Origin of the sequence: Arthrobacter sp. 3Tela_A (assembly GCF_049311025.1) — a bacterium.
Taxonomy (GTDB): domain Bacteria; phylum Actinomycetota; class Actinomycetes; order Actinomycetales; family Micrococcaceae; genus Arthrobacter_B.
The window spans coordinates 1-13,644 of sequence record NZ_JAXIOM010000023.1 but is presented as its reverse complement, the minus strand read 5'-3'; the positions used below and the strand labels follow the sequence as shown (position 1 = coordinate 13,644).

14 protein-coding genes are annotated in these 13,644 nt (G+C 66.6%); 3 read left to right on the top strand and 11 right to left on the bottom strand.

Going from position 1 to position 13,644, the window contains the following annotated elements; all coding sequences use genetic code 11:
• Nucleotides 1-10: 10 nt before the first annotated feature.
• From TVC13_RS08695 to TVC13_RS08685, 3 genes are all read right to left on the bottom strand, one after another.
• Nucleotides 11-1,351, bottom strand: a complete 1,341-nt coding sequence (locus tag TVC13_RS08695; RefSeq protein WP_422400819.1) for a PhoH family protein — start codon at nt 1,349-1,351, stop codon at nt 11-13.
• Nucleotides 1,352-1,610: 259 nt separating this feature from the next.
• On the bottom strand, nt 1,611-2,261 hold the full coding sequence (locus TVC13_RS08690; RefSeq protein WP_422400818.1) for a YoaK family protein: 651 nt from the start codon (nt 2,259-2,261) through the stop codon (nt 1,611-1,613).
• 15 nt (nt 2,262-2,276) lie between these two features.
• A complete protein-coding gene (locus TVC13_RS08685) occupies nt 2,277-3,038 on the bottom strand; it encodes an isoprenyl transferase (protein WP_422400817.1) in 762 nt (253 codons plus the stop codon).
• Between the two features lie 246 nt (nt 3,039-3,284).
• On the opposite strand from TVC13_RS08685, the gene trhA reads away from it, so the two are divergent.
• Nucleotides 3,285-3,935 (top strand): PAQR family membrane homeostasis protein TrhA, encoded by a 651-nt coding sequence (trhA, locus tag TVC13_RS08680; protein ID WP_422400848.1) that lies wholly within the window; start codon nt 3,285-3,287, stop codon nt 3,933-3,935.
• Between the two features lie 18 nt (nt 3,936-3,953).
• Here the strand turns inward: trhA and TVC13_RS08675 are convergent, their stop codons facing one another.
• From TVC13_RS08675 to mca, 3 genes are read right to left on the bottom strand one after another with little or no spacing between them, the layout of a single operon-like run.
• Nucleotides 3,954-6,053 (bottom strand): thioredoxin domain-containing protein, encoded by a 2,100-nt coding sequence (locus TVC13_RS08675; RefSeq protein WP_422400816.1) that lies wholly within the window; start codon nt 6,051-6,053, stop codon nt 3,954-3,956.
• A gap of 4 nt (nt 6,054-6,057) precedes the next feature.
• Nucleotides 6,058-6,393 (bottom strand): hypothetical protein, encoded by a 336-nt coding sequence (locus TVC13_RS08670; RefSeq protein ID WP_422400815.1) that lies wholly within the window; start codon nt 6,391-6,393, stop codon nt 6,058-6,060.
• A gap of 52 nt (nt 6,394-6,445) precedes the next feature.
• A complete protein-coding gene (mca, locus tag TVC13_RS08665; RefSeq protein ID WP_422400814.1) occupies nt 6,446-7,354 on the bottom strand; it encodes a mycothiol conjugate amidase Mca in 909 nt (302 codons plus the stop codon).
• A 60-nt stretch (nt 7,355-7,414) separates the two neighbouring features.
• On the opposite strand from mca, the gene TVC13_RS08660 reads away from it, so the two are divergent.
• Nucleotides 7,415-7,918, top strand: coding sequence for a DUF4307 domain-containing protein (locus TVC13_RS08660; protein ID WP_422400813.1), 504 nt, complete (start codon nt 7,415-7,417; stop codon nt 7,916-7,918).
• Between the two features lie 240 nt (nt 7,919-8,158).
• A complete protein-coding gene (greA, locus tag TVC13_RS08655; RefSeq protein WP_422400812.1) occupies nt 8,159-8,650 on the top strand; it encodes a transcription elongation factor GreA in 492 nt (163 codons plus the stop codon).
• Between the two features lie 11 nt (nt 8,651-8,661).
• Here the strand turns inward: greA and TVC13_RS08650 are convergent, their stop codons facing one another.
• The 5 genes from TVC13_RS08650 to TVC13_RS08630 are packed head-to-tail and all read right to left on the bottom strand — an operon-like array spanning nt 8,662 to nt 13,517.
• Nucleotides 8,662-9,258 (bottom strand): rhomboid family intramembrane serine protease, encoded by a 597-nt coding sequence (locus TVC13_RS08650; RefSeq protein ID WP_422400811.1) that lies wholly within the window; start codon nt 9,256-9,258, stop codon nt 8,662-8,664.
• Nucleotides 9,259-9,261: 3 nt separating this feature from the next.
• Nucleotides 9,262-10,503 carry a threonine ammonia-lyase gene (gene ilvA / locus TVC13_RS08645; protein WP_422400810.1) on the bottom strand — a complete coding sequence of 414 codons (1,242 nt, stop codon included), beginning with the start codon at nt 10,501-10,503 and terminating at the stop codon, nt 9,262-9,264.
• Nucleotides 10,500-11,771: an AI-2E family transporter gene (locus TVC13_RS08640; protein WP_422400809.1), complete on the bottom strand. Its 1,272-nt coding sequence runs from the start codon at nt 11,769-11,771 to the stop codon at nt 10,500-10,502. Before TVC13_RS08640 ends, ilvA begins: the two co-directional genes overlap by 4 nt.
• Before the next feature lie 56 nt (nt 11,772-11,827).
• Nucleotides 11,828-12,754 (bottom strand): aldose 1-epimerase family protein, encoded by a 927-nt coding sequence (locus TVC13_RS08635; protein ID WP_422400808.1) that lies wholly within the window; start codon nt 12,752-12,754, stop codon nt 11,828-11,830.
• 46 nt (nt 12,755-12,800) lie between these two features.
• Entirely contained in the window at nt 12,801-13,517 is a 717-nt protein-coding gene (locus TVC13_RS08630) for an ANTAR domain-containing protein (RefSeq protein ID WP_422400807.1), read from the bottom strand.
• Nucleotides 13,518-13,644: the final 127 nt, after the last annotated feature.

The following is a 13,644-nucleotide window of genomic DNA, read 5'->3' as shown; positions in this document are numbered from 1 at the left end:
TGTGGATTACCTAGCCAATGGCTCCCTCTTCCAGCAGATCCGTCACCAGGGCGGCGATCGGAGAGCGCTCGGAGCGGGTGAGGGTCATATGCCCAAACAGCGGGTGCCCCTTGAGCGTCTCCACCACGGCGGCGATCCCGTCATGTCGGCCCACCCGCAGGTTGTCCCGCTGGGCGACGTCGTGGGTCAGGACCACCTTGGAGTTCTGCCCAATCCGGGAGAGCACCGTGAGCAGGACGTTCTTCTCCAGCGACTGGGCCTCATCCACAATCACGAAGCTGTCATGCAGCGACCGTCCGCGGATATGGGTCAGCGGCAGGACCTCGAGCATCCCGCGGTCGAGGACCTCTTCCACCACTTCCTTGGAGACCAGGGCCTCCAGGGTGTCGAAGACCGCCTGGCCCCACGGGCCCATCTTCTCGCTTTCGCTGCCGGGCAGGTAGCCCAGTTCCTGGCCGCCCACCGCGTACAGGGGCCGGAAGACCACCACCTTGCGGTGTTCCCGCCGCTCCAGGACGGCTTCGAGCCCGGCACACAGCGCCAGCGCGGACTTGCCCGTTCCGGCCCGCCCGCCCAGGGAGACGATGCCGACTTCCGGGTCCATCAGCATGTCAATGGCCAGCCGCTGTTCGGCTGAGCGCCCGTGCAGTCCAAACACGTCCCGGTCCCCGCGGACCAGCCTCACGTGTTTGTCCGCCCCCAGCCGGCCCAGCGCCGAGGAGCGGCCGGAGAGCAGCACCAGGCCGGTGTTGACCGGCAGGTCCGCCGCGTCGGGCACGAAAACCGGCTGGTGCTCGTAGAGCGCACTGATCTCGGCGTCTGACGTCTCAACTTCCGCCATGCCCGTCCAGCCGGTGTCCCGCACCAGTTCGTTGCGGTACTCATCGGCCGTGAGTCCAACGGCTGCCGCTTTCACGCGCAGCGGCAGATCCTTGGACACCACGGTGATGGTACATCCCTCGTCGGCGAGATTCCGGGCAACGGCAAGGATCCGGTTGTCATTCTCTGATCCGCGGATTCCCAGCGGCAGCACTTCCAGGGATACGTGGTTCAGTTCCACCCGCAGGGTGCCGCCGGAGTCCCCGATCGGCACCGGACGGTCCAGGCCGCCGTGCTGAACGCGCAGGTCATCGAGCAGGCGCAGGGCGGCGCGGGCAAAATAACCCAGCTCCGGGTCGTTGCGTTTGCTTTCGAGTTCGCTGATGACCACCAGCGGCAGGATGACCTCGTGTTCGGCGAAGCGCAGGATTGCCTTCGGATCGGACAGCAGGACGGATGTATCAAGCACGAACCCCTGAGGCTTGCCGGCTGTGCCGGAGGTTCCGGGCAGGGATGCTTTGGTTACGGCCACTTAGAACTCCAGTCAGGGACCGCAGGCCCCGAATAGCTAGAAGTGTTCTTCTCCGCAGTCCGGCACGGGACGCCGGGCTGCGGCCTCCCTGCAGACACACTGTGCTGAACATGTGTGAGCATCCGGCCTCCGGTTCCATCAGCATGGGGCTGATCGATACGTACAAGCTACGCCCGGCGGCATGCTGCGGGACACAGGGACACGAAGGAGTTGTATTTGTTCACATCCTGTTTACGCACCGGCCGCGGAACACCCGAAGTCAGCTGTGCAGGTGATCTGGATGACCCCACGACGCCGCCGCTGCCGCGGCCAGCGCTGGAATCGCGGGCCCCAGGGACGCCAGTCCCAACAGCAGGTATCCGGCGCCGCCGCATAGCGAACCGAGGGTCAGCGAACACCAGAGCAGCAGGTAGCGGTGCCAGCCGTTGCCCCGCTCCCCGAACAGGGCGCCGGTGACCTTCTGGCCCAGCTTCACCAGGGTCCCGGTCATGTAGGTGATGCCGATCGACACTTCACCGCCGCGCTCAAACACGGTGTTGAGCAGCCCCATGGATGCGGCCAGGCCTGGAGCCAGCAGCCATCCGGCTTCAGGGAATGCAGTGCTTGCCCAGGCCGCGCCAAGGACGGCGGCGGAGAGCAGGCAGATGGCCGGCCGGCGGTGCCGGTTCAGGACCCGGCGCAGGACGGAGGCGGCCACGACGCCCAGGAAGAAGGCCGCGATCAGCCCGAATGCCTGCAGGAAGCCGCTCAGTGAGGTATCCGCCACGGCCGCTCCGGCCCGCGTGGAGTTCCCGGTCATAAAGGAAACGAAGTAGCCGCCCAGGTGCAGAAAGCCGACGGCGTCCACGTAGCCCGCAGTCCAGGCCAGGCCGGAGGCCAGTGCGATTTCCGAACGGGAGTGCTTCAGCATCGCGGGTTGTTCCGGCTAGGATCCGAAACGTCGCTGGCGGCTGGCGTAGTCCCGCAGGGCACGCAGGAAGTCGACCCGGCGGAAGTCGGGCCAGAGGGCCTCGCAGAAGTAGAACTCGCTGTAGGCGCTCTGCCACATCAGGAAGCCGGAGAGGCGCTGCTCACCGGAGGTGCGGATCACCAGCTCGGGATCGGGCTGGCCGCGTGTGTAGAGGTATTCGGAGATCTGCGCGTCGCTGAGCTCGGCGGTGATTTCCTCGATGGGTTTGCCCTGCGAGTGGGCATCGCGCAGCAGTTCCTTCACGGCGTCGACGATTTCCCGCCGGCCGCCGTACCCGATGGCCACATTCACGTGCAGGCCTGTGGCCGATGCCGTCGCCTCGCCCAGGCGCTCAAGCTGGCAGGTCAGCTCGGTCGGCAGGATGTCCAGCGCGCCCACCGGCTGCACACGCAGGTCGCCCTTCTCCCCCAGCCGGTCCAGGGTGTTGGCGATGATCCCCAGCAGCGGCTCCAGCTCGCCGGGATCACGGTTAAGATTGTCCGTGGAAAGCATGTAGAGGGTCACGACCCGCACGCCCAGTTCCTCGCACCAGCCGAGGAACTCCAGGATTTTATCGGCTCCGGCCTGGTGTCCGTCCGACGTCGGCGCCCCGGCCAGCTTGGCCCAGCGGCGGTTGCCGTCAACCATTACGCCAATGTGCTCGGGGATCCGGTCCTTGACCAGGCTGCGGCGCAGGCGGCGTTCGTAATAGGCGTAAACCACACCGGGAAAGCGCACGGGTGACTCACCTGCCTATCATTCTGAACGGGGCCCGCGGAAGCGGTAGCTTTTTCTCACCTCAAGGCTACCGCGCAGCAGCAGCCCTCCGGTGCAGGCCGGAGCCGAGCCGCGGCTACCGGCAGGTAACCTACCGGGTCGTAAGTTAGGATTGGCAGCATGAGTTCATCCCCGGAACGAGTACCGGTCCAACAGGATCCGGAGTCCCGCCAGGCACCGGGACCGCTGGAATCAGCAGTTGAATCGGTGGCCGATGCCCTGGAGATCAAGCCCCGCCTGCGCGGCTGGCTGCATGCAGGGGCAGCTCCCCTGGCCCTGGTTGCCGGCATAGTCCTGGTGGTGCTTGCCCCCACCACCGGCACCCGGATTGCCTCCGCCGTCTACGCCCTCACCGGCATCCTGCTCTTCGGTGTCTCGGCGGTTTACCACCGCGGCAACTGGAGCCCGAAGGTCAAGACAATCCTGAAGCGGCTGGACCACACCAACATCATGCTGGTGATCGCCGGTTCCTACACGCCCCTGGCGTGGTCGCTGCTGCCCCGTGAAAAAGCCGTGATTCTGCTGGTCATTATCTGGAGCGGCGCACTGGCCGGAATCGCTTTCCGGCTGCTGTGGCTGCATGCACCGCGCTGGCTGTACACCCCGGTCTACATCGCCCTGGGCTGCGCGGCGCTCTTTTACATTCCGGATTTCTGGGCCGTGAACATGCCCGCTGCCATCCTGGTCATTGCCGGCGGCGCTGCCTACATCGCGGGTGCAGTCATCTACGCGATGAAGCGTCCCAATCCCTCAGTGGAGTGGTTCGGGTTCCATGAGATTTTCCATGCCTTCACGCTCGCCGGGTTTAGCTGCCATTACATCGCCATTCTGATGGCCGTGCTCTCAGTTCAGGGCTAGTTCGGGCAACGGGACCGGTTAGGTCCGGGCAGCCAGCTCGGCTTCCACGTCCCCGGCGGTGTCCACCGGACGCCGGCACACCATTCCCCGGCACACAAAGGCCAGCGCGGGAGCGGCGGTTTCCCGTCCCTCAAGCAGCCCGACGCCGTCGGCCTCCCCATGGGCTATCACCAGTCCCGGCCCTCCGACAGCCCGCCCGGCGGAGAGCAGCCGCGCCACAGCTGCCGGGTCCGTACCTGTGACCGCCAGCTCCTGCGGCCCGTCCAGGATGAACTGCTGCACGGCCATGGACCAGCCCACGGCCTGCGGAATGGCCGGTGCCGCGCGCTGCACGTGGGCTACGAGTCCTTCAGCCAGGGCGCGGTGCCGTCCCGGCCCGCCGTAGGACGCCGAGGTCAGCAGCACCCCCGCCAGGAGCCCGGTTCCGCTGGGAACGGCGTCATCGAGCGGGTTCGCCGCGGACTGCCCGCCCTGTGCCTGCCGGATCTGCTCCGGTTCCAGGGCAGTATCGGAGAGCCCTGCGGGTCCCAGGAACCGTTCGACGGCGGTGGCTGCCAGCTGCTGCGCGGCCTGGTGCCAGCGCGGATTGCCGGTCGCTGCGTACAGGGCAAACAGCCCCTCCGCCACCCCGGCGTAGTCCTCCAGCAGCCCTTCAATGCCCTGCGCCTGCCCGTCGCTGGAAACACGGCGCAGGATCCGGCCGTCCCAGTGCACCTCCAGCAGGTAGCCGGCAGCCGACTCGGCGGCGGGCAGCATCCAGTCTTCCGGGATTCCGGCGTCGGCCAGTGCCAGTGCGGCATCGGCAAGGGCGGCGACCGCCAGGCCGTTCCAGCCTGCCACGACTTTTCCGTCCCGCTCCGGCTGCGGACGTGCTGAGCGCACGGCAGCCAGCGCGGCCCGGGCATCCGCCCACACTGCGGCCTGGGCTTCGTCCGGCACGGCGCGAAGCCGAAGCGTGCTGCCGGGCAGGCGGTGGGAGGCCCCGTCGTCGGCGTCGAGGTCCAGCAGATCAAGGGCGGCCGATCCGGCGCCGAGGACTTCCTGCAGCTCCGCCCGGGTAAAAACGTAGGTTGCACCTTCCACCCGGTGACCGTCGACCAGGGTGTCGGCGTCCAGGGAAGAAGCGAAGGCACCGCCGGGCACGGCCAGCTCCGCTGCCATCCAGCCTGCCGTCTCACGGGTCACCCGCAGCGCCAGTGCCTTCGAATCCGCGTCTTCCGCCAGGCGGGAGAAGTGCGCGTAGATCCGCAGGAGCTGCGCGTTGTCGTAGAGCATCTTCTCAAAATGCGGTACCTGCCAGCGGCGGTCGACCGCGTACCGTGCAAATCCGCCGCCGACCTGGTCGTAGATGCCGCCGAGTGCCATCGCGGTGAGAGTGCGCCCGGCCAGCGCTGAGGCTGTTCCTGCCGTCGGAGCGCCGCTGTAGGCGTGGGCGAGCAGGAATCGCAGCAGCGGCGACGGGGGAAACTTCGGGGAGCCGCCAAAGCCGCCGTACTCGGTGTCTTCAGCTGCGGCCAGGGCGCCGACGGCGGCCGCCAGGGCTTCCGCGGTCCCGGACGCAGAGTCCGGGAGCGGAACTGCCGCACTGAGATCCCCCAGCAGATTCCGGTTGGCGAGCTGGTTGGAGGCGAGGTGGGCGGCTATCTGCTCTGCGCTTTGCTCGACATCGCCGCGCCTGTCGCGCCAGGCAGACGATACTGCTTCGAGCACCTGGCGGAAGGACGGAGTGCCCTGCAGCTGCCGGGGCGGAAAGTAGGTCCCGGCGTAGTAGGTCCTGCCGTCGGGAAGGGTAAACACGCTCATAGGCCAGCCGCCCTGCCCGGTCAGGGCCTGGGTGGCCGCCATGTAGGCGGAGTCGACGTCGGGACGTTCTTCGCGGTCCACCTTAATGCTGACGAAGTCCCGGTTCAGGATCCGCGCGGTCTCCGGATCCTCAAAGGATTCATGCGCCATCACATGGCACCAGTGGCACGCGGCGTAGCCGATGGAGATGAAAACGGGCACGTCACGGCGCCGGGCTTCGTCGAACGCCTCGTCCCCGAACGGCCACCAGTCCACCGGATTTCCGGCATGCTGGCGGAGGTAGGCGGAGGCCTGGTTCTTCAGCCGCTCCGCCATGGTCCTATCCTGCCGGGTTGGAGCTTGAGGGCCTGGGGTCAGCGTGGTCCGTGGCATCAGTGGCATCAGCGGCGTCAACGGCTGCGTCTTCTGCCGCTTCGTCACCGGCGGCGCCGGCGGCATCAGTGCCTTCGCCCTCGCCGGTGACCTGGGCACGGTACCGGACGCGGCGGATGCGCTTGACCATGTCCCGGATGAGGAAGACTACGCACAGCGCCAGGAACAGCGTTGCCAGGAAACCCAGCAGGCCGGGAGTGATGTCCCCTTCCTCGAGGCCGGGCTTTAGGTCGCCCTCGATCGGGTTGGTGACCGTCAGGGTGAGGCTGTACAGCAGGTTCACGAACTTTCTCTCTCTTGGCAGAAGGCGGCGCACCAGGCGCCGGATCTACCCTCTATCGTATGCCAGCGAAGAGGTCGGTTTCAGGCACCTGTGACGGGATCCGGGATTCAATCAGCGAATAGTCTTCCCACGGCCACACCTGGCGCTGCATGTCGGTGCTGACTGCGAAGAAGAATCCTTCGGGATCCACCTGGGTGCGGTGGGCCTTCAGTGCCTCGTCACGCACGGGGAAGTACTCGCCGCAATCAACCTGCGTTGTGGTCGGATGCAGGGGCGCCGGCGGCTGGTGGCCCTCGGTGTCCGCTTCCAGCCAGGCAGCCAGCCGCTCAGCGTAGGGAGAGTCCAGTCCCGCCTCCGTCAGCGCCTCGTGCAGGGCGCGGAAGCGTTCGGGGTTGAATCCGCGGTCGTAGTAGAGCTTCAGCGGTTCCCAGGGGGCCCCGGTGCCCGGGTACTTTTCCGCGTCGCCGGCCGCATGGAAGGCTTCCACTGCGACCTTATGGGCCATGATGTGGTCAGGGTGAGGATAGCCGCCGTTTTCGTCGTAGCTGACGATCACGTGCGGGCGGAATTCCCGGACCAGCTTCACCAGGGGAGCCGCAGCTGTCTGAAGCGGGCGGAGGGCGAAGCAGCCGGCGGGCAGCTCCGGCAGCGGATCGCCTTCGGGCAGACCGGAGTCCATAAAGCCCAGCCAGCGGTGCTCGATCCCCAGGGCCGCCTGGGAAGCCGCCATTTCACTGCGGCGCAGGCCCGCCAGGTCCCGCTTGGCAGCGGGGATGCCGGCCGCTGCCGGATTGAGCACGTCGCCGCGTTCGCCGCCGGTGCAGGTCGCTACCATCACGCGGACGCCCTGGGCTGCGTAGGCGGCCATGGTCGCAGCGCCCTTGCTGGCCTCGTCATCGGGGTGGGCGTGAACCGCCAGCAGGCGCAGTTCTCCGGGCACTGAATTGGTTTCGGTGGACAACGCGGTTACTCCTGACAGCCGGCGGAATACGCCGACAAGAATGTTCGATAAAATGAAGCGGTGAGCACTGAGGACAGCATTGGGGACAACAACGCAGCAGACAGCACTGCGGCCAACTCTGCCGGCGTACCGGCTCCCGAGCGCTCTGCGGACGGTTCGTCGTCCGAGACAAGATTAGCCAATCGGTATGGCGCACCCAAGCCGGGGCTCAGCTCCCGCACCAAGATCGTCTTGGGCTCACTCGCCGGGGCCGCAGCAGTCGGTGCCGTGATCTTTATGGCCATTCCCTCTGGAGCAGGAACCCTGACGTCCAAGGACGTCGGCTTCACCATCCCGGATGCCACCTCCGCCGTCGTCGACTTTAATGTCACCAAGCCCGCCGAGGCCACCGTGGACTGTGCCGTGCAGGTCCTCAGTGACAGCTATGCCGTGGTGGGCTGGAAAACCGTCCGGATTCCTCCGGCCGAGACCCCCACCGTGTCAGTGAGCACCTCGGTGCGGACGGACTCGCTGGGAGTGACCGGCGGCGTCAACGCGTGCTGGATTGTGGAACAGGAATCCTAGTTCCGTACCGCTGCGGGATCTGCTGCCGGAGAAACCCGGCCGCACGTCTTGGGTTTGTGCCTCCTGCTGACTAGTATGGAGGCTACGTTACGCCCCGCCCAGGTGATCGCCGGATGAAAATCCGAGCAAACCGGTCACCGCCCGGCGGGGTCTTTGCTTGTCAGGCCATCCGGCCTCGCCGGCAATTTCAGCCAAGCCGAACCTGATTCCTGGGTTCGGATGTCATCTAAGGAGAGACCCGTGTCTACCAACAGCGCATCTGTCGCCTGGCTCACGCAAGAGTCTTACGACCGTCTGAAGGCGGAGCTGGACCACCTTTCCGGCCCGGGCCGGACTGAGATCGTTGCTCGAATCGAACAGGCACGGTCTGAAGGCGACCTGAAGGAGAACGGCGGCTACCACGCGGCCAAGGAGGAGCAGGGCAAGGCTGAAGCCCGCATCCGCCAGCTGACGCAGCTCCTCGAGAACGCGCACGTCGGCGAAGCACCGGCGGATGACGGCGTGGTGGAACCCGGCATGCTTGTTGAGGCCAAGATCGCCGGTGACCTGGAGCGGTTCCTGCTTGGCAGCCGCGAGATCGCCGGGGACAGCGACATCGACGTCTACAGCGAGAAGTCGCCCCTGGGTGCCGCCATCAACGGCCTGCGCGCCGGTGAGTCCACGTCCTACACCGCGCCGAACGGCAAGAGCATCTCCGTGGAGATCGTTTCGGCCACCCCGTACACCGGGTAGCCGGCAACGCTTTAGGAACGGGTCCGCCGGAAGGCGGGCCCGTTTCTGCTTTCCGGCCCGTCGCCGCGGCGCCGCAGCACGATCGCCGCGACCACTCCCCCGGCAGCGCCGAAGAGATGCGACTGCCAGGACACCCCTGCTGCCGTGGGCAGCACTCCCCACAGCAGCGAACCGTAGATCAGGAACAGCACCCCGCCCAGCAGGATCTGGATCAGGTCACGGTTGTAAAAGCCGCGCACCATCAGGTAGGCGAACAAACCGAAAACGACCCCGGACACCCCAATGGTCAGGCCCCCGCCAAAGAGCCACACGCCCAGGCCGGAGGCGAGCCAGCAGATCGCGAGCACGGCGGCGAACCGCCGCAGACCTTCCAGCAGCACCAGGAATGCAAAGGCAAGCAGCGGAAGCGTATTGCTGATCAGGTGACCGGTTCCGGCATGCAGCAGTGGTGAGAACAGAATCCCGTCCAGCCCCTGCAGCTGCCGCGGAATAATGCCCAGGCCCGGTAGCAGTGCGCTCTGAAAGGGCAGGGTCAGGAAGTAGATGACCCACAGGCCCGCGGTGAAGCAGGCGGCAACTACCAGCGCACTCTTCGCCCGCTGCTTCATCGCTTATCCGTGCAGGACTACGGGGTGGAAGCCTTCGGCGCGCAGGTTCTGCAGCACCTTTTCGCAGTGCTCATGCCCCTTGGTTTCCATGTTGATGGTGATTGCTACATCGCCCATGCTGATCGATCCTCCAACCCTGGTGTGGTCCACTCCGGTGACGTTGGCGTCGGATTCGGCGATGATCCGCGAAATTGTGGCCAGCGAGCCCGGACGGTCATCCAGCAGCATCCGCACAACCAGGTAGCGCCCGGCGGCCGCGAGGCCGCGCTGGATTACCTTCAGCATAAGCATCGGATCGATGTTTCCGCCCGAGAGGATCACGGCTGTGGTGCCCGGATTCTGGATTTTTCCGTCGAGCAGTGCCGCGACGCCCACGGCACCGGCGGGTTCAACCACCAGTTTGGCCCGTTCCAGGAGAAAGATCAGGGCGCGGGCCAGCGAGTCCTCACTGACCGTAACGACGTCGTCGACCAGTTCCTTGATGATGGAGAACGGCAGCTGCCCGGGCCGGCCCACAGCGATGCCGTCAGCAATCGTGGAGACCTTGCTCAGCGGCACCAGGGCGTCTGCGGCCAGGGACGGCGGGTAGGCAGCAGCGTTCTCGGCCTGGACGCCGATGATTTTCACTTCCCGGCCCAGTTCCCGTGCCCGTTCCTTGATGGCGACGGCGACGCCGGCCAGCAGACCGCCGCCGCCCACACCCATCAGTACGGTGTCCAGATTGGGAATCTGGTCCAGCAGTTCCAGGCCGAGGGTTCCCTGGCCGGCCACGATGTCCACGTTGTCGAACGGGTGTACAAACACGGCGCCGGTTTCATCGGCGTAGCGCTGCGCCTCGGCCAGTGCCTCGTCCACGTTGTGGCCGTGCAGCACTACCTCCGCTCCGTGGCCCTGTGTGGCGGCGAGCTTCGGCAGGGCAACACCCAGTGGCATAAAGATCCGGGCCTTGATGCCCAGCCGCGCCGCGGCGACGGCGACACCCTGGGCGTGGTTGCCGGCCGAGGCCGCGACGACACCGCGTGCTTTCTGTTCCTCGCTGAGCTTGGCCATCCGGACGTATGCGCCGCGTACCTTGAAGGAACCGGCGCGCTGGAGGTTCTCGCACTTGAGGTAGACCTCGGACCCGGTGAGCCGCCCCAGCGCCCGGGACTGCTCAATGGGAGTGTGGGCAATAACCCCGTCCAGCAGCTTTGCAGCCGCCTGGATGTCGTCAAGGGTTACTGGCAGCTGGGGTGAATCGGTCAACGTGGGTTCTCTTCTTCGGTTGCGGTTGGTTCTGGGTCCCGTCCTGCGCCGGCAGGAAGGATCTCGGGGTCTTCGTCACGTTCTTCATCTTCGGGTACCGGTGGCGAGGAACCCGGCGGCCCAAACTCGCTGTCCCGGCTAAGTATCGGGTCGTGTTCCCACTGCCGGCCGGCAATGTAGCGCACGGTGGCGTTCAGGATGGCCATGAGCGGCACTGCGAACAGCGCGCCGGGAATGCCTGCAACCAGGCTGCCGCCGGTGACGGCCAGGATCACAGCCAGGGGATGCAGCGACACTGCCTTGCCCATGATCAGCGGCTGGAGAATGTGGGATTCGATCTGCTGGACCAGCAGGACAATTCCCAGCATCACGACGGCGTTGATCCAGCCGTTGGCCACCAGGGCCAGGAGCACGGCTATTCCGCCGGTGACGAACGCGCCGATCAGCGGGATAAAGGACCCCAGGAACACCAGGACGGCGAGGGGAAGCGCCAGCGGCACCCCGATCAGCGCCGCGCCTCCGCCAATGCCGACGGCGTCGATGAACGCCACCACCAGCTGCACCCGGACGTAATTGGTCATGGATTCCCAGCCGCGGATTCCCGCACCGAAGGCGGCCGGCCGGGCCCGCTGCGGCATCAGGCCCACGGTGAACCGCCAGATCTTCCGCCCGTCAAGCAGGAAGAAGACCAGCGCGAACAGTGCCAGCAGGATGCCGGCGGCAAAATGCCCCGCACTGGTGCCGACGCTGACGGCACCGGAGAGGATACTGGCCGTGTTGTCCTGCAGGGCAGAGGTGGCCTCATTGAGCAGGCTGTCGATCTGGGTGGAGGTTACCCGCAGCGGGCCGTCGGCCAGCCAGCCCTGAACCTGGTCGAAGCCGGTGATGACCTCGTCCCAGAGGTCGCGGAAGCCCAGCGCCAGCTGCCGGCCCACCAGGGTCAGTGCGGCAACGATCAGGCCCAGGAAGGAGACAATTGTTACGGCGACAGCCAGGCCGGAGGGCACTTTGTTCCGGCGCAGCCAGGAGCTGACCGGCGCCAGCAGCCCGGCCAGCAGCGCCGCGACCATCAGCGGAATGATCAGCAGCGAGAAGTGGGCCAGCAGCCACACCAGTCCGGCGCCGACCACCAGTACGACGCCGAGCCGCCAGGCCCAGGAAGCACTGACGCGCAGTGCGTAGGGGACGTCATCGCCAGCACGGTGAGAGCGCACCGCAGCGGCCTGGACGGCCCTGGGCGCGGCAACCCTGCGCGCATGTGGTCTCATGGCCTCATCTTTCCATATTCAACTGGTCATTCCCTGACCTTTACGCTGCCCGCAAATCAGAGGGCAGCCCGGATTCCCCACTCGGCGCTGAACTCCGTGCCGGGTTCCAGCCAGCGCAGTCCGTCGCCGGAATTGAAGCAGTTTGCCGGGGCTGTCATGGGCTCCAGGGCCACGGCACAGGCCCGCCCCGGCAGCTTGTCCGTGACGAAGACGTGCACGTAGCCGAACTCCTGCTCAGCCCACAGCTGTACGCTGCGTCCGTCAGGTGCGGTGAGTTCATGCCGGTAAAGTCCGTCCCGGGCCGTGAGGCCGGTGAACGCCGCATCGAGGTCCAGCCCGCCCACCCGCTGGCCGCCGCGAAGATCATCAGCGCCGTCAACGGCAACCTGCCCGGTCGGAATGAGGGATGCATCGGTGCTCAGCCGGGTGTCGGCGTCGACTCTTAGAGTCAGGTCCTCGCTGGGCACCTCGCCGAGGCGCAGGAACGGATGGGCCCCCAGCGCGAACGGAGCTTTGCCCGCACCGACGTTGGCCAGGGACTGCCGCACCCGCAGCCCGCCGTCGTCGTCGAGGCTGTACCGGACCGAGTGGACCAGGTGGAACGGATAGCCGTGCTGCGGGAAGATTTCCGCGCTGAGCACTACGGAATCTGCTGCATGCTCCACGGCCGTATAGCCGGTGTTCCGCAGCAGTCCGTGAATGGCGTTCTGCAGCTTCGGTTCGGTGACGTCCAGCTGCTGCTCGTGCCCGTCGAGCTCCCAGCGCGCCCCGGCAATACGGTTGGCCCAGGGTGCCAGCAGGATCCCGGCAGCCGACGGCGGAATGCTCTCATCGGGGTAGGTTTCCACCAGCTGGGTGTCCGCGGCCGTGTAGCTGCGCAGGGCCCCTCCCAGTGAGGCTACGACGGCGGCTGCGTTCCCCTTCTCGAGGCGGTACTGAGCGCCGGTTGCCGGCAGGGATGTGCCCCTGGTCCTAAAAGTCATCCTCTTAGCCTAGACCCGGCAGGGCCCCGGGCGGCCAGCCTGGACCTCATTCCTCGAAGTGTGTCCGGACCCTGTCGCTAACGGCCGCCACCACCCCCGCGGCAACGCTGCGGATTTTGATGTTGCGGGTATTCGAAACGCTGCGCAGGATTTCCACCGCTGCCTCCTGGCTGCAGCCGTTCTGGGCCATGATGATGCCTACGGCGATGTCCACGACGGTCCGGGATTCAAGTGCTGCCTGCAGGTTCCGCGCACGGAAGAGGTGATTGTCGATCCGCAGTGCCAGCCGCAGGGTCCGTGAGGCTTCTGCGGCTGTCCGCTCCACCAGGCGCAGGGTCAGCGGCTGGAACAGGTGCGGCCGCGGCGAGAAGGCACAGAGGACACCGCGCGCCGTGCCTTCGAGTGCCAGCGGAACCGCAGCCAGGCTGCGTACGCCTTCTTCGGCGCAGCTGCCCGGGAACCCGTGCCAGCGCCGCTCGGTCCAGGCATCGGTGACCACCATGGAGGTTCCGGTGGCGATGGCCTCTGCTGCAGGCCCGCCGTCAGCGAACACGGGCCCGGCCATCCTGGCTGCCCGGTCGTCGCTGTGCCCCTCCGCCCGGGTGCGGCGGGGACGCTCGATCATCAGCGAGCAGCCCAGGACCTGGGCGCCGAGAAGCGTGAGTGTCAGGACAGCCAGTTCGGACAGGTAAGCCTGCAGTTCTTCCGCTCCCAGCAGGAGCTCCTGGAAGGCGGCAGCAGGTTCCGGATTCACCTCAGTCACGATTCCCCCTCGATCGGTGAATCCGGATAGTACGGACGCACCGCGCCGGGCAGAAGCGAAACCGGCTTATTTGGGGCTAACTGGGCATTGACTGGGCGTTAACTGACGGGGGGGGGGGGGGGGGGGC

Coding starts and splice junctions, on each gene's coding strand:
- TVC13_RS08690 (WP_422400818.1), bottom strand. CDS start 2,261: ATGCTGAAGCACTCCCGTTCGGAAATCGCACTGGCCTCCGGCCTGGCC.
- TVC13_RS08675 (WP_422400816.1), bottom strand. CDS start 6,053: ATGGCGGAGCGGCTGAAGAACCAGGCCTCCGCCTACCTCCGCCAGCAT.
- TVC13_RS08650 (WP_422400811.1), bottom strand. CDS start 9,258: ATGAAGCAGCGGGCGAAGAGTGCGCTGGTAGTTGCCGCCTGCTTCACC.
- TVC13_RS08640 (WP_422400809.1), bottom strand. CDS start 11,771: ATGAGACCACATGCGCGCAGGGTTGCCGCGCCCAGGGCCGTCCAGGCC.
- TVC13_RS08635 (WP_422400808.1), bottom strand. CDS start 12,754: ATGACTTTTAGGACCAGGGGCACATCCCTGCCGGCAACCGGCGCTCAG.